The organism is Anaerosacchariphilus hominis, assembly GCF_014290175.1.
Lineage (GTDB): Bacteria > Bacillota > Clostridia > Lachnospirales > Lachnospiraceae > Laedolimicola > Laedolimicola hominis.
On record NZ_JACOOR010000007.1, the window covers coordinates 72,528 to 99,203 of the forward strand.

20 protein-coding genes and 1 riboswitch are annotated in these 26,676 nt (G+C 53.8%); of the genes, 14 read left to right on the forward strand and 6 right to left on the reverse strand.

Annotation, left to right across the window (positions count from 1 at the left end; genetic code table 11):
• Nucleotides 1-3: 3 nt before the first annotated feature.
• Nucleotides 4-2,409: a glycyl radical protein gene (locus H8S44_RS12315; RefSeq protein WP_186873722.1), complete on the reverse strand. Its 2,406-nt coding sequence runs from the start codon at nt 2,407-2,409 to the stop codon at nt 4-6.
• Between the two features lie 170 nt (nt 2,410-2,579).
• Complete coding sequence (locus H8S44_RS12320; RefSeq protein WP_186873723.1) at nt 2,580-3,506, reverse strand: helix-turn-helix transcriptional regulator; 927 nt, start codon at nt 3,504-3,506, stop codon at nt 2,580-2,582.
• Between the two features lie 218 nt (nt 3,507-3,724).
• On the opposite strand from H8S44_RS12320, the gene H8S44_RS12325 reads away from it, so the two are divergent.
• The 5 genes from H8S44_RS12325 to H8S44_RS12345 all read left to right on the forward strand — a co-directional run bounded on the left by H8S44_RS12325 (nt 3,725) and on the right by H8S44_RS12345 (nt 10,732).
• Nucleotides 3,725-5,530 carry an L-fucose isomerase gene (locus tag H8S44_RS12325; protein WP_186873724.1) on the forward strand — a complete coding sequence of 602 codons (1,806 nt, stop codon included), beginning with the start codon at nt 3,725-3,727 and terminating at the stop codon, nt 5,528-5,530.
• A gap of 197 nt (nt 5,531-5,727) precedes the next feature.
• Nucleotides 5,728-6,579 (forward strand): tagatose-bisphosphate aldolase subunit GatY, encoded by an 852-nt coding sequence (gatY, locus tag H8S44_RS12330; RefSeq protein WP_186873725.1) that lies wholly within the window; start codon nt 5,728-5,730, stop codon nt 6,577-6,579.
• Nucleotides 6,580-6,676: 97 nt separating this feature from the next.
• Nucleotides 6,677-8,473, forward strand: a complete 1,797-nt coding sequence (locus H8S44_RS12335) for a hypothetical protein (protein WP_186873726.1) — start codon at nt 6,677-6,679, stop codon at nt 8,471-8,473.
• 79 nt (nt 8,474-8,552) lie between these two features.
• Nucleotides 8,553-10,046, forward strand: coding sequence for a sensor histidine kinase (locus H8S44_RS12340; RefSeq protein ID WP_186873727.1), 1,494 nt, complete (start codon nt 8,553-8,555; stop codon nt 10,044-10,046).
• Nucleotides 10,043-10,732 (forward strand): response regulator transcription factor, encoded by a 690-nt coding sequence (locus tag H8S44_RS12345; protein WP_186873728.1) that lies wholly within the window; start codon nt 10,043-10,045, stop codon nt 10,730-10,732. The genes H8S44_RS12340 and H8S44_RS12345 overlap by 4 nt, the downstream gene beginning before the upstream one ends.
• Before the next feature lie 129 nt (nt 10,733-10,861).
• On the opposite strand, the gene H8S44_RS12350 is transcribed toward H8S44_RS12345, so the two are convergent.
• The 4 genes from H8S44_RS12350 to murC all read right to left on the reverse strand — a co-directional run bounded on the left by H8S44_RS12350 (nt 10,862) and on the right by murC (nt 15,831).
• A complete protein-coding gene (locus H8S44_RS12350; RefSeq protein WP_186873853.1) occupies nt 10,862-12,049 on the reverse strand; it encodes a ribose-phosphate pyrophosphokinase in 1,188 nt (395 codons plus the stop codon).
• Between the two features lie 21 nt (nt 12,050-12,070).
• On the reverse strand, nt 12,071-13,039 hold the full coding sequence (locus H8S44_RS12355; protein ID WP_186873729.1) for an ATP-binding protein: 969 nt from the start codon (nt 13,037-13,039) through the stop codon (nt 12,071-12,073).
• Nucleotides 13,040-13,056: 17 nt separating this feature from the next.
• On the reverse strand, nt 13,057-14,142 hold the full coding sequence (locus H8S44_RS12360; protein ID WP_186873730.1) for a DnaD domain protein: 1,086 nt from the start codon (nt 14,140-14,142) through the stop codon (nt 13,057-13,059).
• A gap of 309 nt (nt 14,143-14,451) precedes the next feature.
• A complete protein-coding gene (gene murC / locus H8S44_RS12365; protein WP_186873731.1) occupies nt 14,452-15,831 on the reverse strand; it encodes a UDP-N-acetylmuramate--L-alanine ligase in 1,380 nt (459 codons plus the stop codon).
• A gap of 350 nt (nt 15,832-16,181) precedes the next feature.
• On the opposite strand from murC, the gene H8S44_RS12370 reads away from it, so the two are divergent.
• From H8S44_RS12370 to H8S44_RS12410, 9 genes are all read left to right on the forward strand, one after another.
• Nucleotides 16,182-17,453: a glucose-1-phosphate adenylyltransferase gene (locus tag H8S44_RS12370; RefSeq protein ID WP_330593575.1), complete on the forward strand. Its 1,272-nt coding sequence runs from the start codon at nt 16,182-16,184 to the stop codon at nt 17,451-17,453.
• Nucleotides 17,453-18,571, forward strand: coding sequence for a glucose-1-phosphate adenylyltransferase subunit GlgD (gene glgD, locus H8S44_RS12375; RefSeq protein ID WP_186873732.1), 1,119 nt, complete (start codon nt 17,453-17,455; stop codon nt 18,569-18,571). Before H8S44_RS12370 ends, glgD begins: the two co-directional genes overlap by 1 nt.
• A gap of 68 nt (nt 18,572-18,639) precedes the next feature.
• A complete protein-coding gene (spoVG, locus tag H8S44_RS12380; protein WP_186873733.1) occupies nt 18,640-18,915 on the forward strand; it encodes a septation regulator SpoVG in 276 nt (91 codons plus the stop codon).
• A 203-nt stretch (nt 18,916-19,118) separates the two neighbouring features.
• Complete coding sequence (gene pth / locus H8S44_RS12385; RefSeq protein WP_186873734.1) at nt 19,119-19,703, forward strand: aminoacyl-tRNA hydrolase; 585 nt, start codon at nt 19,119-19,121, stop codon at nt 19,701-19,703.
• Nucleotides 19,704-19,709: 6 nt separating this feature from the next.
• Complete coding sequence (gene mfd, locus H8S44_RS12390; protein ID WP_186873735.1) at nt 19,710-23,069, forward strand: transcription-repair coupling factor; 3,360 nt, start codon at nt 19,710-19,712, stop codon at nt 23,067-23,069.
• Complete coding sequence (locus H8S44_RS12395) at nt 23,059-24,135, forward strand: peptidylprolyl isomerase (RefSeq protein WP_186873736.1); 1,077 nt, start codon at nt 23,059-23,061, stop codon at nt 24,133-24,135. The genes mfd and H8S44_RS12395 overlap by 11 nt, the downstream gene beginning before the upstream one ends.
• Before the next feature lie 134 nt (nt 24,136-24,269).
• The gene (locus H8S44_RS12400; RefSeq protein ID WP_186873737.1) at nt 24,270-25,331 is read left to right on the forward strand and encodes a hypothetical protein; all 1,062 of its coding nucleotides are present in this window, start codon (nt 24,270-24,272) and stop codon (nt 25,329-25,331) included.
• Between the two features lie 3 nt (nt 25,332-25,334).
• Nucleotides 25,335-25,871, forward strand: coding sequence for a DUF3877 family protein (locus tag H8S44_RS12405; RefSeq protein WP_186873738.1), 537 nt, complete (start codon nt 25,335-25,337; stop codon nt 25,869-25,871).
• Between the two features lie 19 nt (nt 25,872-25,890).
• Complete coding sequence (locus H8S44_RS12410; protein ID WP_186873739.1) at nt 25,891-26,388, forward strand: hypothetical protein; 498 nt, start codon at nt 25,891-25,893, stop codon at nt 26,386-26,388.
• A gap of 21 nt (nt 26,389-26,409) precedes the next feature.
• Nucleotides 26,410-26,592: riboswitch (cobalamin riboswitch) on the forward strand.
• Nucleotides 26,593-26,676: the final 84 nt, after the last annotated feature.

The following is a 26,676-nucleotide window of genomic DNA, read 5'->3' on the forward strand; positions in this document are numbered from 1 at the left end:
CTCCTAGGCTGCGCCGTGCTCGGTACGGCTGATGATCTCGTCCTGGATGTCCTTATCCAGCTCCACGAAAAAGGCGCTGTAGCCGGCTACCCGGACTACCAGGCTCCGGTATTTGTCCGGATGCTTCTGGGCTGCGATGAGCTTCTCCCGGGTCAGAATGTTGAACTGGATGTGCATGCCGCCCAGCGAAAAATAAGTACGGATGAGATCGGTGAGTTTCTGCTGATCCTCCGGTGTTTTCAGAATAGAGGGCAGGAACTTCATGTTAAAATTGACGCCGTTGATGGCAAGGGTATGGGGCAGCTTTGCCACAGACCGGGCCGCTGCGGTGGGGCCGTGGGTGTCCATGCTGTGCTTGGGCGAGATGCCGCCGTCGCCCAGAGGCGTTCCGGCCAGTCTGCCGCTGGGAAGGGCGCAGACCTGACGGCCCAGAGGCGTATTGGAGGACAGGCAGAAGAGTCCCGGGCGGAAGGTGCCGCCGCGGACAGTAGCTTTGTCCCGGACGCAGTCACAGTAAAGCTTTGCGACCCAGACGGCCATATGGTCTGCAGCGTCCACATCGTTGCCGTATTTGGGTACCTGATTCAGAAAACGCTGCCGGAGAATCTCTTTATCCTTGAAATCGGTCCGCATGGCCTCCATGACCTCTTCGGCGGAGACACTGTGGGTCTCGTAAATCATATGCCGGATGACATTCAGGGAATCGGCCACGTCCGCGGTGCCTACGCCATTGATGCCAATGTGGTTATATTTAGCTCCGCCCCGGGTGCAGTCCCGTCCGTTTTCCAGACAGCCGTCCAGTAAAAGGGAGGAGAAGATATGGGGACAGTAGTCGCCGATGAGCTTTTCGGTACAGTTCAGGGAGCAGACCATCAGATTCACAAAGTAGGTGACCTGGGTGCGGAATGCTTCCTGTACCTCCTCAAAGGTCTTAAAATCTGTGAGATATCCGGTCTTGGGCCCCATCTGCATGCCGGACATCTGGCATACACCGTTAAAGAGGGCCAGCTCCAGGCACTTGGCCAGATTAAACATCCCGGCGTTGGTGCTGCCCATGGTATTGCCGTAGCCGGTGGGCTCTACACAGCCTACGATGGCATAGTCCAGGGCCTCCTCCCGGGTCAGGCCGTCCCGCATGAGGGCGTCGATGATCTGGTCGTCGTTGAAGAAGGGCATCTTTCCGCCCTCCTTGTGAACCAGGATCTGGATGACACGGTTTACATAAGCATCCGGATTCTTGGAGGAAAGCCGGATACTGGTATTGGGCTCCGAGTTAAAGACAGCCTCCTCGGCCTCCAGGCACAGGTAGGTCATATCGCAGACCGCGTCGTTGCCCTGGGGATCGAGACCGCCCAGCACCAGGTTATTGGCGGTGGAAAAGCCGCCGTTATTGCGGACGCTGGAATAGGTTCCGGCCTTGATGATATCACTGTGCTTCACCCAGAGACATTCCAGGATCTCCCCGGCCTCGTCCCGGGAGAGGACGCCGTCGGCCAGATCCTTTTCGTAATAGGGCCGCAGAATCTGATCCACCCGTCCATCGGAGATGGAGGAACCATTCTGGCCGCAGTAGTCGATGAGGATCACGAACCAGAAGGACTGGACCGCCTCAAAATAAGTCCGGGCGGGCTGGTAGGGCACCCGGTCACAGTTGGCAGCGATCAGGGAAAGCTCTTTCTTCCTTCGCTCGTCGGTACAGTCGGCCGCCATGGAGCGGGCCAGCTCCGCGTAGCGCTTCTGGAAGGCCTTCACGCCGTCGATGCAGATGAGGGCTGCCTGGTAGAACTGCATTTTCTCCGCGTAGTCCGGGTCACAGTAGTCCAGTTCTTTCAGATAGCGGGCTGCTTTTTCTTCGATGGAGACGAAGCCCTCCTGGAGGATCCGGCGCACATTGGGCAGATAATGTCCGTGTCCGCTGCGGGTCCGGCTTAAGGGATTGAACACCCGGTAGGGGGAGTCCAGGATCCGGAGAAGCTCCGGACTGAAATAATGAACCGCCCGTTCTCCCGCGCAGCGGGTCTTCCAGTAAGGGAAGATATCATCCAGCAGAAACCGTTTATCTTCTTCCGAGATCTGAAGGGTATCCACCTTGCGGACGGGCATCAGATCCAGTTCTTTTTCATCAAAAAGGCCGAACTCCGGAAAGACCGGGGCGCAGCGGGGCTTTGCGGCGTGATTGCCCACAATCAGCTCCTCCTGATCGATAAAAATAGTCATGTGCTCCAGCAGATGGCGCAGAGCCTTGGCCCGCCGGAGAATATAGGGTTCGCCCTCGGTGGACTGATAGCTTTCGGTCACCAGCCGGGCCCGCTCCACGCAGATCTCGGGAACCACGGCCCGCATGCGGGCATTCAGAAATTCCGTCCGCTCCTGGCGGGTGATGCCTTCAGGAAACAGCAGTTTTTTCATAATCAAATCTCCCCTTTATTCTTTAAATCCTGTTTTAAGCATAACAAAGCGGGCGAAATTTACAACTGCCCCTGGAAAAGAAAATCTCCGGAATCTGAAAAAAACGAAAAAATTTCCCGTATTTTTTTCGAATGAAAATTGTATGAAATTAGTTACGAAAATCCGGGGGTTCAGGAGGACGCGTTTTTCACCAGGGTAAGGGAATCGTGTTCCACGAACTCCTTTTCCGCGGAGCGTCGGTTGTAGTAGGTCCGCTTATAGGTGTCCGGATCCGGCAGCAGCAGGAATTCCGAGGGAGTGCAGCCGGTGATTTCCTTGAAGACCCGGTTGAAAGTGCGGATGTTATTGAAACCGCAGTTCAGGGCGATGTCCGTGAACTTCTTTTCCGTGTGGCGGAGCAGATAGGCCGCCTGCTCCACCCGCACCAGGTTCAGGTAAGTCACGTAGTTGATGCCCATGAGCTTTTTGAAGGTCTTGGAAAAGTGACTGGCGCTGAAGTTCATGCGTCCGGCGGCGTACTCCAGAGAGATATTCTCAGCGTAGTGGACGTCGATGTATTCCAGCAGATCCTGAAGATCGTCCAGCATCCGCTCCCGCCTGCCGTCGGGCAGCTGATCGGCGCCGACCCGGGGATGGTTCCGCTTCAGCAGAGACCAGAAGGTCTGCAGGGAGGAGGAAACCACTTCCTTATAATAAGGCGCTTTCTGAGTAAGCTCCCGGGAAATGGTGTCCATGAGCAGGGGCAGCATTTCCGCCAGTCCGTACTGACCAAGAAGCTCTGCGGGAACCAGGGGATGGATGAAGCCCGGGTTCTGGAACAGGGGGCTTACGATGGACGGGTCGAAAATCAGAAAATCCATAGAATTGTCCATGCCGTGGGAATCGCAGTAGTGGATGACGCCGCTCTCGCAGATGGCCAGATCCCCGGCGTGGGCCGTAAATGCGTGGTCGGTGATATGCAGGGTACAGCTGCCGGAGCGGATATAGATGAGCTCGATCTCCCGGTGCCAGTGGGCGAGAAAGCCCACATTTTCGTAGCTGGAATGCCATACCATAAAATCCGAATCGTAGCTGCGCACCTCATGGAAAGCCTTCATAATGAAAAACAGCCCCCTTTCACCTGCTGTTGGAAGTAATAAATAAAAAAAGAATCCTTAATTAAAGAAAGTATATCAATTAGCACAAAAAATGTCCATATAAGAAGATAATTTTACGTGCATTTTTCTGAAATGTGTTGTATAATAAATTCATCGGAAATCAGAAGAAGAGGAAGTTCTGATTTTTAAGAAATAATGTAAATATGGAGGGCATCAAAGTGGCAAAAAGCAGATTAATTGGAGATTACCCTGTAATCGGTATCAGACCTACCATCGACGGCAGAAGAGGCGTGCTGAAGGTACGTGAGAACGCAGAAGAGCAGACCATGAACATGGCGAAGGCGGCAGCGAAACTGTTCGAGGAAAACCTTCGTTATTCCAATGGCGAGCCGGTAAAGGTAGTCATCTCTGACACCACCATCGCACGCGTGGGCGAGGCTGCCGCATGTGCAGACCAGTTCCGTAAGGCAGGCGTAGACATTACCCTGACCGTTACCCCCATCTGGTGCTACGGCGCAGAGACCATGGATACCGATCCGCTGACCATCAAGGGCGTATGGGGATTCAATGGTACCGAGCTTCCGGGAGCCGTATATCTGGCATCCGTTCTGGCTACCCATTCCCAGAAGGGACTTCCGGCATTCGGAATCTATGGACATGAGGTACAGGACAAGGATCAGGCAAATGAGATTCCGGAAGATGTAAAAGAGAAGCTGCTCCGTTTCGGACGTGCCGCAGTGGCAGCAGCTACCATGAGAGGAAAGTCCTACCTGCAGATCGGTTCCATCTGTATGGGTATCGGCGGATCCATCATGGACCCGAACTTTGTAGAAGAGTACCTGGGTATGCGTGTGGAGTCTGTGGATGAGGTAGAGATCATCCGTCGTATGACCGAGGGTATCTATGATGAGGAAGAGTATCAGAAGGCCCTGAAGTGGACCAAGGAAAAGTGTAAGGAAGGCTTCGACAAGAATCCGGACTTCATCCAGAAGACCAGAGAGCAGAAGGATGCTGACTGGGAGTTTACCGTAAAGATGATGTGTATCATCAAGGACCTGATGAACGGTAATAAGAACCTGCCGAAGGGCTGCGAGGAAGAGATGGTTGGCCACAATGCGCTGGCTGCAGGATTCCAGGGACAGAGACAGTGGACAGACTTCTATCCGAACTGCGACTTCCCGGAGGCACTGCTGAACACCACCTTCGACTGGAACGGAGCAAGAGAGCCGTACATCCTGGCTACCGAGAACGATATCCTGAACGGCCTGGGCATGATGTTCATGAAGCTTCTGACCGGACGTGCTCAGATGTTCGCGGATGTTCGTACATACTGGAGCGGAGACGCTGTAAAGAGAGTAACCGGCTATGATATCGAGGGTAAGGCAAAGGATGCAGACGGATTTATCCATCTGATCAACTCCGGCGCATGCTGTCTGGACGCTTCCGGTAAGGCTACCGACGAGAGCGGCAACGCAGTGATGAAGGAGTGGTGGAATGTCACCGAGGCAGATCAGGAAGCGATCCTGAACGCTACCACCTGGAACGCAGCGGACAACGGATACTTCCGTGGCGGCGGATTCTCCTCCCGTTTCGTCACCGAGGCAGAGATGCCGGCTACCATGATTCGTCTGAATCTGGTGAAGGGTCTGGGACCGGTTCTGCAGATCGCAGAGGGCTGGACTGTAAACCTGCCGGAAGAGGTAACCGATACTCTGTGGAAGAGAACCGACTACACATGGCCCTGCACATGGTTCACACCGCGGTGCACAGGTGAGGGCGCATTCAAGAGCGCATACGATATGATGAATAACTGGGGCGCAAACCACGGCGCTATCAGCTACGGCCACATCGGCGCAGACCTGATTACCCTTTGCTCCATCCTTCGTATTCCGGTTTGTATGCACAATGTTCCGGAAGAGAAGATCTTCCGTCCGTCCGCATGGAACTCCTTCGGTATGGATAAAGAGGGACAGGATTTCCGCGCATGCAAGGCTTATGGTCCTCTGTACAAGACTATTCGCTAAGCGGGCGGCTATCTGAGAAATATTATCAGAATTTGATTCAGAATCCCATTCAGGGCCTGCGGTTTACCGCAGGCCCTGGTTTTGTCCAGTCTTTTCAGTTGCGTTTTTTTTAAGAAAAGGGTATGATAAGAACGATATGAAAACACAGCCGCAGGCTGTCACTCTGAATACACTCTGAACAAAAGGAGGAAACGATTATGTCATTTGTTACATCAGAAAAAATGCTTTTGGACGCCCAGAAGGGCGGTTATGCCGTAGGCGCGTTCAATGTGGAGAATATGGAAATGGTCATGGCGGTCATCGCTGCAGCCGAGGAGCTTCGGGCACCGGTCATGATGCAGACCACCCCGTCCACCATCAAGTACGCGGGACTGGACATGTATCTGGCAAATGTGAAGGCGGCAGCGGAGCGGGCCAGTGTTCCCGTATGCCTGCACCTGGATCATGGCGACAGCTTTGATTTGGCGATGCGTGCGTTACGAACAGGCTATACGTCTATTATGATCGATGGCTCCCATAACGTCTTTGAGGAGAACATCGCGGTGACCAAGGCTGTGGCGGACGCTTGCAGACCCTCCGGAATCCCGGTGGAGGCAGAGTTGGGCAAGGTCGGCGGCAAAGAGGATGATCTGGACGGCGGCGAGGGCAATGGTTACACAGATCCGCTGGAGGCGAAGGAATTCGTGGAGCGTACCGGCGTGACGTCTTTGGCCGTGGCCATCGGAACAGCTCACGGTGTATACAAGGGTGTGCCGAAGCTGGATCTGGATCGGCTGGCTGAGATCCGTAAGGTCGTGGATATCCCCTTGGTACTGCACGGTGCCAGCGGACTTTCCGAGGAAGCAGTGGTGGAGAGTATCAAGCGTGGTATCTGCAAGGTGAATTTTGCGACGGAGCTTCGTATCGCTTACACCGATGGCACGAAGGAATTCCTGGCGGCGAACCCGGATGCCTTTGACCCGAAGAAATACGGTAAGGTAGCCATGGAGCATGTGAAGGAGATCGTAAAGACCCGTATGACCATGTGCGGCTGCGTGGGCAAAGCATAAGGAAAACAGACAGGCAGGGAGCGGAAAAAGGTGCCGTTCCCTGCGTATTCTCTGAAATCAGAAATAGAAATTAGAGATATAAACAGGAGACATAGAAGTGAAGAATCCGGCAAACCAGACAGACCGCAGGCGGCAGCACCTGATATTTATCGGCCTGTTTCTTTTATTACAGATAATTTTTATATGGAGGAGCTTTTACGGCTTCAATACGGCGGATGAGATGTATTTTATTGGCTGCTCCGAGCGTATTTTCCGGGGAGAAAAGATCCTCATTGACGAGTGGAACCCCACCCAGCAGCTCTGTTCCTTTCTGCTGCATCCCATTTACTGCCTGATTCGGACGGCTCTGGGCTCTACGGAAGGTATTGTCATGGCCAGCCGGTTCGTCTATCTGGTGTATTCCGGTGTGCTGACCCTGTTCTTTTACCTGCGGTTTCAGAGACGGGGCTATGCCGCCTTCGGCCCGGCTCTGCTCTTTGCCATCTTCGCGCCCTTTAGTATCTGCGCCATGTCCTATAACTCTATCGAGTTCGGCATCCTTCCGGTGCTGCTGGCGGTGCTGTCGGCCAGGATGGAGCATTCCGTGCCGGAGTACATTCTCTGCGGCGTCCTCATGGCCGTGGTGGTGCTGGCGAACCCCTTTGCCCTGCTCATGTACGGGTCTTATGGCCTGATTTGCCTGGGAGCCACCCTACGCGGAAGAAAAAGGGGAGTGGAGCCGGAAGGGGCCCTGCAGTTTAGAAACTTCCTGTGGATGACCCTGGGCGCAGGTATCGTCCTGGTGCTGTTTCTGGCCTTTATCTTCCAGCGGGGAACCCTGCCGGAGATGCTGGCCAATGTGCCCCATATCGTGGGGGATTCGGAGCATCAGGAGGGGTATCTCTATAAGACCTGGCGGTACTTCCATCTATGTTTTAAGAATTATAAATGGATGTTTGTGGGACTGGCTCTCGTTTATGGAGCCACCTGGCTTGATAAAAAGCGGTATGCTCACAGCCTGATTTATATGCTCCTGGCCTCGGTCTGTGTGATTCCCTATCTGATTTACTATGGCTTTATCTTCGAGCATATCACCGTGAACTATCAGATGCTGCCCCTGGCTTTCTGGTGCCTGGAGGCGTATCTGGTGACGGAAAAGAAGGATCGGCGGCTGTTCTGCTGGTGGTTTGTTCCGGCAGTGCTTTTTACCATGATCGTCCAGTATGCCACCAACACAGGTATCGTGACCCTGAGCGTGGCCTACGGCATGTGCTCCTGTGTGGGGCTGATCTTCGTGGCGGACTGGGTGCAGGAAGAAAAGCAGAGGTGGCAGCACGCGCAGCAGGAAACTGGTAATAGCGCAGCGGGAACAGAACGGGCTGCAGGACGATGGAAGGCGGCGGCGTTCTGTGTGGCGGGTGTGCTTCTGGTGCAGTTTGCGGGGACCTTTTTCCTGCGGATGACCTACGACTGGGGCGACGAGCGAACCTGGTCCCTGACGGCACAGATGAAGCGCGGTCCCCTGAAGGGCGTCCATACCACACCGGAGATGGCGGACTGGTACGGAAAGGTGCTGGACGAGCTGGATATGCTGGAGCTCACAAAGGAGGATGAGATCATGGTGGTGGGCGTGGCCCCCTGGATCTATCTCTACACGGACGCAGGCTGCGGCAACTACTCTACCTGGCAGGTCCATGAAAAGAGCACTCAGCTCTATGATTACTATGCCCTGCACCCGGACAAGTTCCCGGATGTGGTCTATATGGCCCACTGGGCGGAGGAGTTCTTAAGCTGCGAGCTGGCGAACCAGTTCCTGGAGAAGGATTACCGGGTGGTCTACGCGGGCACGGGAACCGTGCTGATGTCCCCGGAGCGGGCGGACGCCTGGGAAGCGGGACGCGTTACCGGAAGCTGAGCGCAGTATTTTAGAAAAAATTAATACTTTTTACAATAGTTTCTTTTCAGGATTTTTTCGGATATGATATAATAAGCTTATGAAACTTCGTACAAAACTGATTATTACATTTCTGATACTGATTCTGGGGCCGGTGATGTTCACAGCACTGGCCTTTTTTGGAATCAGCCGGTATCAGATGAAAACTATTAAAAAATTATACGGTGTGGAGAGCGCTTCCTACGAGACTCTTTCCAATACGCCGGCCATGCTGAACAGGATTACAAAGGAGACCTACACAGGCATGGAGAAAAAGGCGGAGAGCGATCCGGAGGCCTTTGAGGATGACAGTTATCTGCAGTCTGTGAACCTGGAGCTGGAAGCCCGGTATTCCTATCTGGTGATTCGTATCGGGGACGCTTATACCTATGTGGGAAGCGACGATGCCACCCGGCAGGAGCTGCTGGATGCCCTGCCGGACTACGGCACCCATGATTCCAAACAGGATGTGGGAACCTATGTGGGAGGCGATCTGCAGGCTCTGGTGAAGCAGATGGATTTTGAACTGTCCGACGGAACCGAGGCCAGCGCTTTTATCGTTACGTCCATCAGCAGTATGCTGCCCGAGGTGGAGTCCATGTTTGTGGACAGCGTGCTGGTACTGGTGCTGATTCTGATTTTTACCAGCCTGATTCTGACTGCCTGGATCTACAAGAGCATCGTTACACCCATCCATCATCTGCAGGTGGCTACGAAAAAGATCACCGACGGTAATCTGGACTTTGAGATGCCTGTGGGAGGGGACGACGAGATCGGAGAGCTGTGTACGGACTTTGAGGAGATGCGTCGTAGATTGAAGGAGTCTGCGGAGGAGAAGCTGGAGTCTGAGCGCCGGAACAAGGAGCTTATCAGCAATATTTCCCATGACCTGAAGACCCCCATCACGGCGGTCAAAGGCTACGTGGAGGGCATTATGGACGGCGTGGCCGACACGCCGGAGAAGCAGGAAAAGTATATCCGTACGATTTACAATAAAGCCAACGACATGGAGCGGCTCATCAACGAGCTGACCTTCTACTCCAAGATCGATACGAACCGGATTCCCTATACCTTTGAGAAGATCAATGTGAACGCCTATTTTGCGGACTGCGTGGAGGAACTTTCCCTGGAGCTGGAGGAGCAGAATATCGAGCTGGCGTACTTTAACTATGTGGACGAGGATGTACAGGTGATTGCTGATGCGGAGCAGATCAAGCGCGTTATCAATAATATCATAAGCAATTCCATCAAGTATATCGACAAGCCCAAGGGCTACATTAATATCCGGGTCAAGGATGTGGGAGACTTCATCCAGGTGGAGATCGAGGATAACGGCAAGGGCATTGCCACCAAGGATCTGCCCCTGATCTTCAACCGGTTCTACCGGACGGACGCGTCCCGGAATTCGTCCAAGGGCGGAAGCGGCATCGGTCTGTCCATCGTAAAGAAGATCATTGAGGATCACGGCGGCAAGGTCTGGGCCACAAGCAAGGAACATACGGGAACAGTCATGTACTTTGTTCTCAGAAAATATCAGGAGGTACCGGTGACATGAGTAAAATACTAATCGTAGAGGATGAGGAAGCCATCGCAGATCTGGAGAAGGATTATCTGGAGCTCAGCGGATTTGAAGTGGAGATAGCCGGAGACGGCACGGTGGGCCTGAAGAAAGCCCTGGAGGAGGACTTCCAGCTGGTGATTCTGGATTTGATGCTTCCGGGTATCGATGGCTTTGAGATCTGCCGTCAGATCCGGGAGAATAAAAATATCCCCATCATCATGGTATCGGCAAAGAAGGATGATATCGACAAGATTCGTGGCCTGGGTCTGGGCGCGGATGATTATATGACGAAGCCCTTCAGCCCCAGCGAGCTGGTGGCCCGGGTGAAGGCGCATCTGAACCGTTACGAGCGGCTGGTCAGCAGCAATGTGAAGGAGAACAGCATTATCGAGATCCGGGGTATCAAGATCGACAAGACCGCCCGCCGGGTGTGGGTGAACGGAGAGGAGAAGAACTTCACTTCCAGGGAGTTTGATCTGCTGTCCTTCCTGGCGGAGAACCCGAACCACGTATTCACCAAGGAGGAGCTGTTCCGGAAGATCTGGGATATGGATTCCGTGGGCGATATCGCCACAGTAACCGTGCATATTAAAAAGATCCGGGAAAAGATCGAAACGAACTCCGCGAAGCCCCAGTATATTGAGACTATATGGGGTGTCGGCTATCGGTTCAAAGTTTAAAGGAATGAACACCCCATACAGTCCTGCTCCGCAGGATAAAAAAGCCTTCAGGAATTCATGTGGATTCCCGAAGGCTTTTACGATCTTACAAAGATACGATTTTACAAAGAGACTTTGGAGCGCAGAGCCTTATACCTGCGGATGTTCCTCCTGATATTTATTCAGCAGGGCCTGGATCCGGTCATAGGGATTCAACAGATCGCTGATGGAGACGTCGTGGTTCAGGGTGTCCACCAGAAGGGCGATATACTTGCTCATATCGCAGCTTACATAGTAGGGACGGCTTAAGAGCTCCGGTGTCTGGTATACCAGATTTGTGGTCAGAAGCTTGGTCAGGCAGCCTTCCTCGTAGGCCTTGTCGAAGAGCTCCAGGCCGTTGGTGAAGAGACCGAAGGTGGAGAAGACGAAGATGCGGTTCGCGCCGCGCTTCTTCAGCTCCCGGATGACCTCGATCATGCTCTCGCCGGAGGAAATCATATCGTCCACCACGATCATGTCCTTGCCCTCGATGTCCGTACCCAGGAACTCATGGGCAATGATAGGATTCCGGCCGTTCACCACGCGGGTGAAATCCCGGCGCTTGTAGAACATACCCATATCCAGGCCCAGAACGTTGGCCAGATAGACGGCCCGGGACATGCCGCCCTCGTCGGGGCTGATGACCAGCATGTGCTGGCTGTCGATCTGCAGATCCGGGGTACTGTTCAGCAGGCCCTTGACCAGCTGGTAAGCCGGGGTCACGGTTTCAAAACCGTGGAGCGGGATGGCGTTCTGTACACGGGGGTCGTGGGCCTCAAAGGTCAGAATATTCTCTACACCCATATTCACCAGCTCCTGCAGGGCCAGAGCACAGTCCAGGGACTCCCGGGAGCTGCGCTTGTGCTGACGGCTCTCGTAGAGATAGGGCATGATAACTGTGATACGGCGGGCTTTGCCGCCGATGGCAGCGATGACACGCTTCAGATCCTGAAAATGGTCGTCGGGAGACATGTGGTTTGTGTAGTTGTAGAGCTTGTAGGTGAGGCTGTAGTTGCAGACGTCCACCATCAGATACAGATCGTTTCCGCGGACAGAATCGTCGATGGTTCCCTTGGCCTCGCCGGAACCGAAACGGGGCGTATGGGCAGGAATCAGATAGGAATCGCGCTCATAGCCGGTAAAGGCGATGTTTTCTTTGTGCTCCAGTTCGTTGGTGTGACGCCATTCTACCAGATAGTCGTTGACCTTCTGGCCCAACTCCTCACAGCTTTTGAGGGGAATCAGGCCCAGGGAGCCCACTGGAATAGTTTCGAGAACACGCTGGCTGCGTTGCAGTATCATGATAGTTACCTCCGTGATTTATGAGTTGTTATAAAGTTTTTTCTTGATTCGGATATCGCTTCCGGGCAGCTGCCGGATGGTATAGCAGCTGATGATGCGGGACAGGGTCCGCTCGGAATAGATGCTTCTCAGGGCCTCCATATCCAGATTCGAGGAAATCAGCGTGGACTTCCTGCGGAGAATCCGCTCGTTGATACAGAGGAAGAACTGGGACACCGTAAAGGAATTGGAAAGCTCCGTACCCAGATCGTCGATGATCAGCAGATCACAGTCGAAAAGATAGGGGTAGGTCTGCTGTACATTCCGATCGTTCCGGTCGCCTCCGAAGGCTGCTTTGGAAAGCAGGTCGAAGAGCTGGAAGGCTGTCAGATAAACGACCGAATGGCAGCTGTCCATGAGCTCTTTGGCGATGCAGTTGGAAAGAAAGGTCTTTCCGGTGCCTACGGCTCCCAGGAGAAGCAGGTTCTGAAACTCCCGGTCGAAGTTCTCGATAAAGAGCCGGGCTTCGATGACATTGCGCCGCATCAGATCCCGGTCACTGCCATCATACCAGTTATAAGAGAAAGTGTCAAAGTTTTCCTGCTTTAAAACCTCCTTCAGGTTTGATTGATGATAAAGCAGGTCGATCTCCGCCTGGAGAAAGCAGTGGCACTTCTTTTCTTCGATATAACCGGTGTCGTGACAGTCGGGGCACACATAGCGGGGCTCCAGGGAAGCTTCCGTGAGGTCGTGGGCGGCCAGAAGGGCTGCCCTTTGAGCCTGCAGTCCGGAAAGTTCTGCTTCAGCCTCCTGCCGGGCGCTGCCGCCCTCCACTGCAGCCCGTACCTTCCGGGCCTGGCAGGCTGTGATCTCCGCTTCCAGGGGTGAAAGCTCCGGAATCTCCCGGTGGATCTGTCCGAGGCGTTCCTCCAGCTCCCGCCGGCTGTCCGCCTGACGGGCCGCGTACATCCGCATAATCGAGTCGTATTGTGTATTCATCAGGGACATAGACGCTTATCCTCCGCTTACTGGTTGATGAGCTGTTTCTCCAGCTCCTTGTAGTCGTATTCCCGCTCCTGGAAGTTGTGGAAACGGTTCGGAGCGGAGGCACGGCGGGGAGCCGTCTGGGTCTCGGTCTTTGCCTGGCTGCGCTGCTTCTCCAGCTGTTTCTGTTCCAGATACTTCTGATCCAGGGACTTCAGCTGCTCCGGGGAAGTGATCTGCTTCTCCCGCCAGCCGGTGAGAATCTTGTCCGCGTAGGGGAAACTGGGCTGGTGGATGGTGCTGATGGTACGGCTGCAGGCCTCGGTGATCAGCTCCATGGAAAAACCGTATTCCTTCAGCCATTTTTTCATAAAAGCGATCTCCGCCTCCACTGGGTTCCGTCCCGAGATACCGAAGGCCTTCAGAATTCGAAAATAAGCCCGGTTATAAAGGGTGGTCTGCTCCTTGGCCTGGGCCACGGAGGTATAACCGTCCTCATGCCAGCCACGGGCAGTGGCTTCTATGTAATGGATGCTCTGGTGACCGCCGGATACGCAGTACTCCACCAGATACTCAATGAGGGCGGCGCTGAAGCCGTAGAGCTCATGGAGATCCAGGATCTTGCCTACCTCCACAGGGGTCAGGGTTTTGCCCAGATACTGCTCGCAGATAAAGAGAAGCTGCTGGGCCTCCTGCTGGGGAAGGGGATCGAACTGCCGAGCCACCGGGCCGGAGCTCTGCGGAGCCGGTGCAGCAGATCCAGAAACGGATGTCTCCGAATCCGAAGCCTGCGAACCTGGGGCCTTTGCAGCCTGTGCGCTGCTTCCATCCTCCCCGTCCAGCATCCGGATCCCGGTGAGATTCCGGGAGGAGTCGTACTCCAGGCGCAGCAGGCGCATCTTCTCCCAGTACTTCAGGGCCCGCTGTACGTCGCTTTCCGTATTCTCGAACTTATCGGCAATGAGAGTCACGGAAAGCTCCTGGGGGTCTGATTTCAGACAGCGCAGAAGATACAGATAAATTTTAACATATTCGCCGTTGGCTTCCGGCATATATTTGTCCAGAAACAGATTCGGAACCAGCGTATGCCCGCTGTCTCCGTCTCCGCATAAGATAAATCCGCTCATAATTCAGATACCTCTCCAAGTGCCTTTATTGTAGCATAGTTTCCCATAAAAGAGAACAGGCTTTTTTTAACAGAGGCACCGGGGGAATGTGCATAGAGCAAAATGTGGATAATGTGGATAACTTTGTGGAGAAATATTATTTGCAACCAGATCGGAAGTGGGATATCTGTAAAAAACCCGATAAAAAGGCGATAAATGAAAAAACCGGGAGCGAAAGGCGTAATACCTTATGTCAACGGGTTGTCCACAAAAAAATCCACATGCTTTGCGGGGATAAAAGGTGCAAAAGCATGTGGATAATGTGGATAACTACTGTGAAAGCAGCTCTTCGCCAATGTTTATCACGTCTCCGGCTCCCATGGTTATACACAGGTCGCCGTGGATACAATGTTCCAATAAAAATTTCTCAATTTCGCCGAAGGACGGGAAATAGTGGACGTCCGTACCCAGAGCTTTCAGTTCCTGCTCCAGATTCCGGGAGCTGATTCCCAGAGTGTCGGTCTCCCGGGCTGCGTAGATATCGGCCAGGACCACATGATCCGCCAGGGAAAGAGCCTTCGCGAACTCCGGCAGAAAGGCCTTCGTCCGGGTGTAGGTATGGGGCTGGAACACGCACCAGATCTCCCGGTGGGGATAATGCCGGGCCGCCTGGAGAGTGGCGCGGATCTCCGTGGGATGATGGGCGTAGTCGTCGATGATGGTAAAGCCGTTCTTTTCGCCCTTGTACTGGAAGCGGCGGTCCGTGCCGGTGAAGGTCAGAAGACCCTTCCGGATGATCTCCGGGGCGATGTCCATATGCTCCGCCAGGGCGATGGCTGCCAGGGCGTTGAAGATATTATGCTCGCCGGGCACGCCCAGACGGTATTCTTCCGCCGGAACGCCCTTCCGGATCAGACGGAAGGAAGCATGGGCCAGTTCGTCGTAGGTGATTTCACCGGCCCGGTAGTCCGCGTCTTCGGAGGAGCCGAAGGTCGTCACCGGACAGCTGACGCCGGAGGCGATCTCCCGCCAGTTCTCGATATCGCTGTTCAGGATCAGCAGGCCGTCCTCCGGCAGCAGTCCCGCGAACCGATGGAAGGAGTGACGGATATCCGCCAGATCCTTGAAGAAGTCCATGTGATCCTCTTCGATATTCAGAATGATTCCCACGGTGGGGAAGAAATGCAGAAAGCTGTTGGTGTACTCGCAGGCCTCTGTCAGGAAGGTGTCGGAACCGCCCACCCGGATATTGCCGCCGATGGCCGGAAGAATACCGCCCACGGAAATGGTGGGATCCGTGTCCGCAGCCAGCAGGATGGAAGAGATCATGGAAGTGGTCGTGGTCTTTCCGTGGGTGCCGGATACGGCGATGGCCTTTTTATAATTCCGCATGAGCTGACCCAGAAGCTCGGCCCGGGACAGCATGGGAAGATTACGCACCTGAGCCCCTGCAAACTCCGGATTGTCCGGGTGAATGGCGGCCGTGTAGACCACCACGGCGCAATCGTCAGGGATATTCTCTGCCTTCTGTCCGATGCAGATGCGGGCGCCCAGCTTTTCCAGATGCTCCGTCAGCTCGGAAGGGTGACTGTCAGATCCGGATACGGCGAAGCCCTCTTTTAAGAGAATCTCGGCCAGACCGCTCATACTGATACCGCCGATACCGATGAAGTGAACGGGAACCGGCTGGTGAAAATGAAGTTGATACATATCATACACATCCTTGTCATGTTATAGGTATTTCCAGTAGTTAGCATTTGTATTTAGTATAGCATTACTATAGGATAAGAAACAAGTCTATCTTTCGGAATGGGAAAATATAAATAATTAACAAGAAAATAACACGGGTTTAATACAAGATGGACAAAACGACAAAAACGAGATAAAAAAACTGTCGCAAAATGTTTAAAATAATTTCATAAAATCCTAAAAAAATGTTCACTATTTACAAAAGGTATGCTATAATACACTGGAAGGCAGTTACAAATACGGGGGGATTCCCCAGTTTTGCCAGAGCCGGATAATGTGACACAAGGAAAAACACAACAAGAGGTGATTGGGTGATTAAGAAAGAAATGATAGCCATGCTTTTGGCTGGCGGCCAGGGAAGCCGTCTCGGAGTTTTGACCGCGAAAGTAGCAAAACCGGCCGTGTCTTTCGGAGGAAAGTACCGGATAATTGATTTCCCATTGAGCAACTGTATCAATTCAGGAGTAGATACAGTAGGCGTGCTGACACAGTATCAGCCCCTGCGTCTGAATACCCATATCGGAATCGGTATGCCCTGGGATTTGGACCGGAATGTAGGCGGTGTAACCGTACTGCCGCCCTATGAAAAGAGTACGAACAGCGAGTGGTATACAGGAACTGCGAATGCTATTTACCAGAATCTGGATTATATTGACACGTATAATCCGGACTATGTTCTGATCCTTTCCGGAGACCACATTTACAAGATGGATTATGAGGTAATGCTGGATTTCCATAAAGAAAATAATGCCGATGTGACTATCGCGGTAATGCCTGTTCCCATGGAAGAGGCAAGCCGTTTCGGAATCATGATCACCGATGAGAATAACCAGATTACAGAGTTTGAGGAGAAGCCGGAGCATCCCAGAAGCAACCTCGCTTCCATGGGTATCTATATCTTCAGCTGGCCGATCCTGCGGAACGCGCTGATCCAGCTGTCGAACCAGCAGAACTGCGACTTCGGAAAGCATATCATCCCCTACTGCCGGGACAATGGCAACCGTCTTTTCGCCTTTGAGTTTAACGGCTACTGGAAGGACGTGGGAACCCTGGGCTCCTACTGGGAAGCGAATATGGAGCTCATCGACGTGATTCCGGAGTTTAACCTTTACGAGGAATTCTGGAAGATTTACACCAAGAGCGACGCGGTTCCGCCCCAGTATATCTCGGCGGATTCCCGGATCGAGCGGAGTATCATCACCGGCGGATCGGAGATCTACGGAGACGTGTATAATTCCGTCATCGGTTCCGGCGTTACCATCGGAAAGGGAACGGTGGTTCGGGACTCTATTATCATGAAGAATACCACCATCGGTGAGAACTGTATCATCGAGAAAGCCATCATAGCAGAGGAGGCAGAGATCTCAGACGGCGTGGTGATGGGCATCGGCGAGGATGTGCCGAATAAGGTACAGCCCAGGATCTATTCTTTCGGTCTGGTGACCGTGGGAGAGAATTCTTACATACCGCCCAATGTAAAGATTGGAAAGAACACCGCTATTTCCGGCGATACCACGCCGGATGACTATAGAGAGGGCGTTCTGGAAAGCGGAGAGACACTGATAAAGGCAGGTGACAGGTAATGAGAGCGATTGGAATCGTACTGGCAGGCGGCAATAATCACAGAATGAAGGAACTTTCCAATAAGCGTGCGGTGGCGGCGATGCCGGTGGCAGGCAGCTATCGGAGCATCGACTTCGCGCTCAGCAATATGTCCAACTCCCACATCCAGAGAGTGGCAGTGCTGACACAGTACAACGCGCGATCCCTGAACGAGCACCTGAATTCCTCCAAGTGGTGGGATTTCGGAAGAAAGCAGGGCGGCCTGTATATTTTTACGCCGACCATCACGGCGGACAACAGCTCCTGGTATCGGGGCACGGCAGATTCGATCTATCAGAATCTGGACTGGTTAAAGAAGAGTCATGAACCATACGTTATCATCGCGTCCGGCGACGCGGTATACAAGATGGATTATAATAAGGTGCTGGAGTACCATATCGACAAGAAGGCAGACATTACCGTGGTCTGCAAGGATATGCCGGCCGGGACGGATGTTTCCAGATTCGGTGTGGTGAAGACCGATGAAGAGGATCGGATCGTGGATTTCGAAGAGAAGCCCATGGGCGCCGATGGAACCACCATTTCCTGCGGTATCTATGTGATCCGCAGAAGACAGCTCATCGAGCTCATCGAGAAATGCGCCCAGGAAGACAGATATGACTTCGTGCGCGACATCCTGATCCGTTATAAGAATCTGAAGAGAATCTTTGCTTATCGCACCACCGATTACTGGAGCAGTATCGCGTCGGTAGATTCTTATTATCAGACCAACATGGACTTCCTGAAAGCGGACGTCCGCAAGTATTTCTTTAAGACCTACCCGGAGGTATATTCCAAGGTGCTGGATCTTCCTTCAGCCAAGTACAATCCAGGCGCAGATGTGAAGAATTCCCTGGTGTCCAGCGGCTGTATTATCAACGGCACCGTGGAGAATTCCGTCTTATTCAAGAAAGTGTTCGTGGGGAATAACTGTGTGATTAAGAACTCCATTATTCTCAACGAAGTGTATATCGGCGACAATACTTACATTGAAAACTGCATCGTTGAAAGTCGCGATACAATTCGTGCTAACTCCCGTTACATTGGAGAGCATGGGGTGAAGATAGTCGTCGAAAAAAATGAGCGTTACGTTCTGTAGCGGCGGCCCACGCAGAGCACTACTAAGAGAAACTGGCCCGGACGGGTCAGAAGAAAGGGGCAGGAAGTATGCAGATTACAGATGTACGCGTACGGAAGGTGTCAAAAGAAGGTAAAATGAAGGCTGTCGTATCCATCACCATTGATGATGAATTTGTAGTTCATGATATCAAGGTGATCGAGGGCGAAAAGGGGCTGTTTATCGCAATGCCCAGCAGAAAAGCGTCTGACGAAGAGTATCGGGATATTGCGCATCCGATTAATTCCGGAACCAGAGATGCCATCCAGTCGATCATTCTGGACAAGTACGAGGCAGCTTTGATAGAGGGCGAAGAAGAGGCGTAAGCACGGAGAAAGCCATAAGCAGGAGTGCAGCAGAGTAACAAAATTGGGGGAAAAGGCGTTGTTCGGAAGGACAGCGCCTTTTTGTGTCCTCCGGGCAGAATGTATTTGCTTTCCGGCCTCTTGCAAAACGGCCCGAACTCCTGTACTATAATGAAAAGTGGTTACAAATAGTGAACAGATATAACAGGAAAAGGAGTAAAGGCATGTATTTGATAGCAGGTCTGGGGAATCCCACCAGACAGTACGAGCATACAAGACATAATATCGGTTTCGACGCCATCACATATCTGGCGGATCGGTATCATATAATGATGAATACAAAGAAGTTTCAGGGAATCTGCGGAAGCGGCGTCATTGAGGGGCAGAAGGTACTGCTGCTGAAGCCGCAGACCTATATGAATCTCAGCGGAAACAGCGTGGGGGAGGCGGCGAACTTTTACAAGCTGGATCCGACCACGGAGGTCATTGTCATCTACGATGATATTGCGTTGGATCCGGGCTTTATCCGGGTACGGAAAAAGGGAAGCGCAGGCGGACACAATGGCATCAAGGACATCATCGCCCATCTGGGAACCCAGGAGTTTCAGCGGATCCGCATCGGCGTAGGTGAGAAACCAAAGGATTACGATTTGGCGGATTATGTGCTGGGCCGTTTTACGGCGGAGGATCGGAAAAAGGTGGAGGAGGCCATGGAGCAGGCGGCGGACGCGGTGAGCCTTATGGTGCAGGAGCGGACGGACGAGGCCATGAACCTCTATAATAAGAAGAAGCAGGATACGCAGGAGTAAAGGATCATGAAAGCTTTTGTGGAGCCTTTCCGGCAGCTGGGAATCTATGAGGAGCTGGCAGGAAAGCTGAAAAAGAACCGGGGCGTGCTGTGGCTGTCCGGCTGTGTGGATTCCCAGAAGATACACGGGGCCTACGCCCTGTGGCAGGGGTATTCCCGGCGGCTGCTCATTACCTACAGCGAGCAGAAGGCGAAGGAAATCTATGAGGACTGCCGGTATTTTGACCGGGAGGCGGTGCTGTATCAGGCAAAGGATTTCCTCTTTTTCCATGCGGATATTCAAGGCAATCTTCTGGTGCAGCAGAGAGTGCGTGCCCTGCAGGCCCTTTTGACGAAGCCGGAGGTGACGGTGATCACCACTTTTGACGGCCTCATGGATCGGCTGCGGCCCCTGAAGACCGTGGAGGATTCCATCCTGTGTATCGGCCGGGACAGCATCGTGCAGATGGACGCTCTGGCGGAAAAACTGGCCCGTCTGGGCTATGAGCGGGTGCTGCAGGTGGAAGGTCCGGGACAGTTTGCGGTCCGGGGCGGTATCGTGGATATCTATGCCCTGACGGAGGACGCGCCCTGGCGAATTGAGTTCTGGGACGATCAGGTGGATTCCATCCGGAGCTTTGATGTGGAGAGCCAGCGTTCCATGGAGAATCTGGAGGAAATCGTGATCTATCCGGCGGCGGAGCCGGTGCCCGGGGAAAAGGAAGAGGCAGTGAGCTTCCTGGACTATTTTGACCCGGAAAAGACCCTGTTTTTCCTGGATGAGCCCGTGCGGCTGCTGGAAAAGGGGCGCACAGTGGAACAGGAGTTCCGGGAGAGCATGGCGAACCGGGCGGAGCGGGGCGAGACCCTGCCCGAGGAAGCCCGTCTGCTCTATGGAAGCAGCGAGATCACAGCCCGGCTGAACCGCCGGAACTGCGTGGGCTTAAGCCTCATGGAGCAGAAGGCCCAGGAGTGGGAGGTGACGGGACGCTATCCCATCGACGCCCGTTCCGTTAATCCCTACAACAGCAGCTTTGAGACCCTGGTAAAGGATCTGAAGCGCTGGAAGCGGGAAAAGTATGGAATCATTCTCATGTGTGCTTCAGGAACCCGGGCGAAGCGCCTGGCAGCGGATCTGCAGGAAGAGGAGCTGAACAGTTTCTATAGCGAGGATCCGGAGCGGGTGGTGAAGCCCACGGAGATCATGGTGGTTCACGGAAGCCTCCACCGGGGCTACGAGTATCCCATGATCCGGTTTGCGGTGCTGTCTGAGACGGATATCTTCGGACGGGAAAAGAAAAAGCGCAGGAAGCAGAAAACTTATGAGGGCCAGAAGATCCAGAGTTTTTCGGATCTGAAACCCGGAGATTATGTGGTCCATGAGAATCACGGCCTGGGCATCTACCGGGGTATTGAGAAGGTAGAAGTAGACAAGGTCATGAAGGATTACATCAAGATCGAGTACGCCAAGGGCGGAAATCTCTACATTCTGGCCACCCAGCTGGAAATGATTCAGAAGTATGCCGGATCCGACGCGAAAAAGCCCAAGCTGAACCGGCTGGGCGGCAGCGAATGGACCAGAACCAAGTCAAAAGTCCGGGGAGCGGTCCAGGAGGTGGCGAAGGATCTGGTGAAGCTCTACGCGGCCCGGCAGGAAAAGGACGGCTACGTGTACGGGCCGGATACGGTCTGGCAGACGGAGTTCGAGGAGCTCTTTCCCTTTGAGGAGACGGAGGATCAGCAGCTGGCCATCGAGGCTGCCAAGCGGGACATGGAGAGCACGAAGATCATGGATCGGTTGATCTGCGGAGACGTGGGTTACGGAAAGACCGAGATCGCTATCCGGTCCGCATTCAAGGCAGTCCAGGAGAATAAGCAGGTGGTTTATCTGGTGCCCACTACCATTCTGGCCCAGCAGCATTACAATACCTTTGTCCAGCGGATGAAGGACTTTCCGGTGCGGATCGATCTCATGTCCCGGTTTCGGACTCCGGCGGAGATCAAAAAGACCGTGACGGATCTGAAGAAGGGCTTTGTGGATATTGTCATCGGAACCCACCGCGTATTGTCATCGGATGTGGAATTCAAGGACCTGGGTCTTCTGATCATTGACGAAGAGCAGCGTTTTGGCGTGGCCCATAAAGAAAAGATCAAGAAGCTGAAAGAGAACGTGGATGTACTGACCCTGACGGCTACGCCCATTCCACGTACCCTGCATATGAGCCTCATCGGTATCCGGGATATGAGCGTACTGGAGGAAGCGCCCCAGGATCGGCTTCCCATTCAGACCTATGTGATGGAATACGACAGCGAGATGGTCCGGGCGGCCATCAGCCGGGAGCTGGCCCGGGGCGGCCAGGTCTATTACGTTTATAACCGGGTCAATAACATTGCGGAGGTGGCGGCCCAGGTGGCGGATCTGGTGCCTGAGGCCAATGTGGCCTACGCCCACGGGCAGATGCGGGAGCATGAGCTGGAACGGATCATGTTCGACTTCATTTCAGGGGAAATCGACGTGCTGGTGTCCACCACCATCATCGAGACGGGCCTGGACATCTCCAACGCCAATACCATGATTATCCACGACGCGGACAATCTGGGCCTGTCCCAGCTCTATCAGCTGCGGGGACGGGTGGGCCGTTCCAACCGGACCTCCTACGCCTTTCTCATGTACCGGCGGGATAAGCTTCTGAAGGAAGTGGCCGAAAAGCGCCTGGGGGCCATCCGGGAGTTTACGGAGCTGGGCAGCGGCTTCAAGATCGCCATGCGGGATCTGGAGATCCGGGGCGCGGGCAATCTGCTGGGGGAGCAGCAGCACGGACACATGCAGGCGGTGGGGTACGACCTGTACTGTAAGATGCTGAACGAGGCCGTAAAAAAAGAAAAAGGAACGGAAACGGAAGAAGAGGAGTTCCAGACTCTGGTGGATATGGATATCGACGCCTATATTCCGGCGTCCTACATCCGAAGCGAGAGCCAGAAGCTGGATATCTATAAGCGGATAGCGGGAATTGAGACCTTTGAGGAAAGTGAAGACATGCAGGATGAGCTGTTGGATCGGTTCGGCGATCTGCCGAAGCCGGTGCAGAACCTTCTGGAAGTGGCGTGCCTGAAGATCCGGGCCCACAGCGTCTATGTGCGCGAGATCGTGGAGAAGCCTGATGAGATACGCCTGCTTCTCTATGAGAAGGCACGGCTTAATCCGGCTGCCTTTCCGGCTTTCCTGGAGCGCTTCGGCGGACGGATGAAGTTTACCATCGGCGATAAACCGGGTCTGTTTTACCGGCGGCAGAAGAACAGCCGGGGAGAAGAGGACGACGCCGTGAAGCTGGTGCGCGACATTTTGGATGCCATGCGGGAACTGCGGGAGGACAGAGATGAACCATAACTATCAGCGAAAAATAGAAAGTACAGGAGAAAAAAGACGGGAAACATGGGGGGTGATCCTGGCGGTGCCGATCCTGGCCGCGCTGCTGCTCACAGGCTGCGAGGGAAGCGAAAAAGCGGGAGTCCCGGCGGCTCTGAAGGAGGAGAGCGGTACGGTGACGGCTACCCTGGGAGAAGAGCCCATTTACGTGGAGGAAGCGCAGTTTTATATGCGGATGCTCCAGGAACAGTGGGAGTATGAGCTCTACGACGATTTCGGGGCGGATATGTGGCAGCAGGAGGCCGGCGAGAACGGTGAGACCCTGGAAGAGGTACTGAAAAGCAATGTGCTGGACACCCTGACGGAACTGCATCTGCTCTGCGCCCATGCGGAAGAATACGGGGTGACCCTGACAGAGGAGGAACAGGAAGCCATCCGGGAGCGGGCGGCAAACTTTATGAAAACGAATACCGAGGAGGTGCTTCGGGAGGCAGGAGCCGACGCGGAAACGGTGGAACGCTATCTGACCCGGAATGAGCTGGCCTCCAGGACGGCCAAGGCCATTCAGGACGCCTTTGAACCGGGACTGACAGAGGAGGACGCCCGGGTGGGCAGGCTGACCTACGCCCTTTTTTCCGTCACCGGAACCTATGACGCGGAGGGCAACCATACCGCCTTTACGGAGGAAGAGATCGCACAGATTCAGAAGGACGCGGAAGCCTTTGCGGCCAGAGCCCGGGAGCTGGGAGATATCACTGCCGCGGGCGGGGAACTGAACCATACGGTGATCGACGTGTATTTCGGCGACGACACCAACGGCGGCGCCCACCCGCAGGTGGCAGAGGCGGCCCGCGCCCTGAAGCCGGGCGACGTATCGGACGTAATCCACACGGAGGACGGCTGGTATGTGGTGCAGCATGTGACCGATTACGATGAGGAGGCCACACAGGAGAATCTGGAGGCTCTGACAGAGGAAGCCAGGCAGCAGCACCTTTTGGAGCTGGAGGACGCCTGGGAGAAGGAGACGCCCCTCACCCTGGAAGAGAGCGTCTGGGAGACTGTTCAGGTAAAAGGGTCGGAAGAATAACCCCTGAAAATAAAAATGAAAAGTTTGTGACGGGGCTAAGAAAACCTTGCCCGGCAGGAAAAAAGCGGCTATAATAAACGAAGAGTACTCTGCGGCGGTATCTGGAGAACGCAGGGAAGAAAGGACTTACGGAAATGATGAAAAAAGCAATGGCAGTTCTGGTATCCGGCTTGACGCTGGCAGTGGGCGTGGCAGGATGCGGAAACGGCAATACAGTGGATGGCACAAAGACTGTGGCAGTGCTGGACGAGACCACGGAAGTACCCCTGGGAGAGTTCAACCTGATGCTGCGTTATCTGCAGGCGCAGATGGAGAGTAACTACGGAGCCATGATGGGTATGACGAACATCTACTCCCAGGATCTTACAGGCAGCGGAACCATATACGGCGAGACCGCCAAGGAGACCCTGATGGATCAGTTTAAAGAAATGTACGTGCTGGAGGCGGAGGCTTCCAACTACGGCGTGGAGCTTACCGACGAGGAGAAGAGCGCTATCTCCGACGCGGCGGATCAGTTCTTAAGCGACAATTCCGCTTCTGTAAAGAAGGAACTGGGCGTGGACAAGGCCATGACCGAGCATCTTCTGACCCTGATGACTATCCAGAATAAGATGTACGGGCCCCTGACCGAAGACGTGGATACGGAGGTATCCGACGAGGAAGCGGCTCAGAAGCGCATCGCCTATGTATTTATGTCCACAGCCGGAACCGAGCAGGACGAGGACGGCAATACCATCGACCTGACCGACGGGGAAAAGGCAGCGAAGAAGCAGGAGCTTCAGGATATTCTGGACGCTGCAAAAGAGGACGGTGACCTGAAGGCAGCCGTGGACGCGGCCAATGAGGGCCGGGATGAGAACTCCCAGCTGACCGCCAGCGAGGCGACCTACGGAGCGGACAGTACCTCTCCTGCAGAGGAGGTACGGACAGCGGCGGACGCCCTGGCGGACGGAGAGTTCGCGGAGATCATCGAGGCAGACAGCGGTTACTACGCAGTACAGATGATCAGTACCTTCGACGAGGAGGCCACAGCCACAAAAAAGGATTCTATCGTAAACGAGAGAAAGAACACCCTGTATCAGGAGAACTGTGCGGCACTGGAGGAGCAGCATGCTTTCGATGTGAAGGACGATGTGCTGGCAGAACTGACCTTCGACCGCAGATACATAGTAAATACCGACAGTACGGAGGAGTAATTCATGATGGGAAGAGAGAGACTGGAAAAGAATCTCGCGGACCAGATGAAAGAGGCTCAGCTGAAGCTGGGATATGAAGAGGAGACCATGAGGCTTTATTACCCTGTGGCCTCCTTGAATCTTTTACTGGGAACAGACTGCGAAAAGGCAGGCGAGATGAAGGAGACGCTGGAAAAGCTGTTCGCGGAGCCGGAAAGCAGGCTCGGGAAGCTGGAGTTTGCGGTGCGGGCAGGCCGTATTGAGATCAGCGTGCCCCCGGAGGGAGCCCGGTACGTCCATGAGCACATGGGAGACGTGGCGTTTTTGCAGGAGATCGTGAGTCTGTTCAGCGATCCCCACGGAAAGAGTGTGGAGGATGTGAAGCAGGTATTCGGAAAGTTCGGCGCTTATGTGTGCGAGCAGATGCCGGAGGGCTCCGACTTTGACCAGGTACTCTACTTCGAGGATCCGTCGGTGGACGAGTACTATTACTGTGTGAAAGAGGAAATGGGGCATCTCATTTATCACCGGTTTTTGAAAGAAGATTACAGAATGATGTGAAAATACATGGGAGAAGAAGTTGAACGGATTAACCTATATACTCACGTGGTTGGACGATCATTTTATGCTGGTGTTCATCGGCTGTCTGGAGCTGCTTCGGATGCTCCGGCTGCAGGCGGAGCGCCGCCGGGAGGAGCGGATGACTCCCATGGAGCGGGCAGAGGCAGAGGAGGTGAAGCTCTTTCAGTATCTGTCCATTTTGGGGATAGAGGCCAGCCTGGGCTGGCAGACCGACGAGATCGGGAAACAGGTGGCAGAGCACTGCGGGAACCTGAAATCGGAGGAGTACAAAAGGGTCAGCACACTGCTTGAGAAAACCGTATATGGAGGCCTGTCTCTGGAGCCTTACGAGGAGCGTACGGTGGAAAGCTTTCTGGAGAAGCTGCGCGAAGAGGGAAGAAACGGGGACCTGAGAACGAAACTCAGACTGCGTTATTCGTGTCTGAAAAGAAAAAAGGCAGAAAATCCGGCAGAAAAAGCTATAAAATGGTTGATTATTTTAAAAAGACTGTTATAATGCTGGTGTAGGTTATATGAAATTGAATAAGAAGCAGCTGGTGCCGTTTAAAAAAGCGGAGAATAGGGAAGCAGGTGAAAGACCTGCGCGATCTCGTCACTGTAAGCAGGAGCAGCTTATCTTAATGCCACTGAGCCATCGGGAAGGCGATAAGCAGCACTTATACTGTAAGCCAGGAGACCTGCCAGACTGCGGCGCATGGAATTTTAGAATCAGAATTCCGGATCACGAGGATTGATAGTGCCAAATGGGGATATACACAGCTGTCTGAATGGAGAGGATTCTTTC

Bases quoted from the DNA above. Each gene is read 5' to 3' on its own strand.
- H8S44_RS12315 (WP_186873722.1), bottom strand. From the start codon at position 2,409: ATGAAAAAACTGCTGTTTCCTGAAGGCATCACCCGCCAGGAGCGGACG.
- H8S44_RS12320 (WP_186873723.1), bottom strand. From the start codon at position 3,506: ATGAAGGCTTTCCATGAGGTGCGCAGCTACGATTCGGATTTTATGGTA.
- gatY (WP_186873725.1), top strand. From the start codon at position 5,728: ATGTCATTTGTTACATCAGAAAAAATGCTTTTGGACGCCCAGAAGGGC.
- H8S44_RS12340 (WP_186873727.1), top strand. From the start codon at position 8,553: ATGAAACTTCGTACAAAACTGATTATTACATTTCTGATACTGATTCTG.
- H8S44_RS12345 (WP_186873728.1), top strand. From the start codon at position 10,043: ATGAGTAAAATACTAATCGTAGAGGATGAGGAAGCCATCGCAGATCTG.
- H8S44_RS12355 (WP_186873729.1), bottom strand. From the start codon at position 13,039: ATGTCCCTGATGAATACACAATACGACTCGATTATGCGGATGTACGCG.
- H8S44_RS12360 (WP_186873730.1), bottom strand. From the start codon at position 14,142: ATGAGCGGATTTATCTTATGCGGAGACGGAGACAGCGGGCATACGCTG.
- murC (WP_186873731.1), bottom strand. From the start codon at position 15,831: ATGTATCAACTTCATTTTCACCAGCCGGTTCCCGTTCACTTCATCGGT.
- glgD (WP_186873732.1), top strand. From the start codon at position 17,453: ATGAGAGCGATTGGAATCGTACTGGCAGGCGGCAATAATCACAGAATG.
- spoVG (WP_186873733.1), top strand. From the start codon at position 18,640: ATGCAGATTACAGATGTACGCGTACGGAAGGTGTCAAAAGAAGGTAAA.
- pth (WP_186873734.1), top strand. From the start codon at position 19,119: ATGTATTTGATAGCAGGTCTGGGGAATCCCACCAGACAGTACGAGCAT.
- mfd (WP_186873735.1), top strand. From the start codon at position 19,710: ATGAAAGCTTTTGTGGAGCCTTTCCGGCAGCTGGGAATCTATGAGGAG.
- H8S44_RS12395 (WP_186873736.1), top strand. From the start codon at position 23,059: ATGAACCATAACTATCAGCGAAAAATAGAAAGTACAGGAGAAAAAAGA.
- H8S44_RS12400 (WP_186873737.1), top strand. From the start codon at position 24,270: ATGATGAAAAAAGCAATGGCAGTTCTGGTATCCGGCTTGACGCTGGCA.
- H8S44_RS12405 (WP_186873738.1), top strand. From the start codon at position 25,335: ATGATGGGAAGAGAGAGACTGGAAAAGAATCTCGCGGACCAGATGAAA.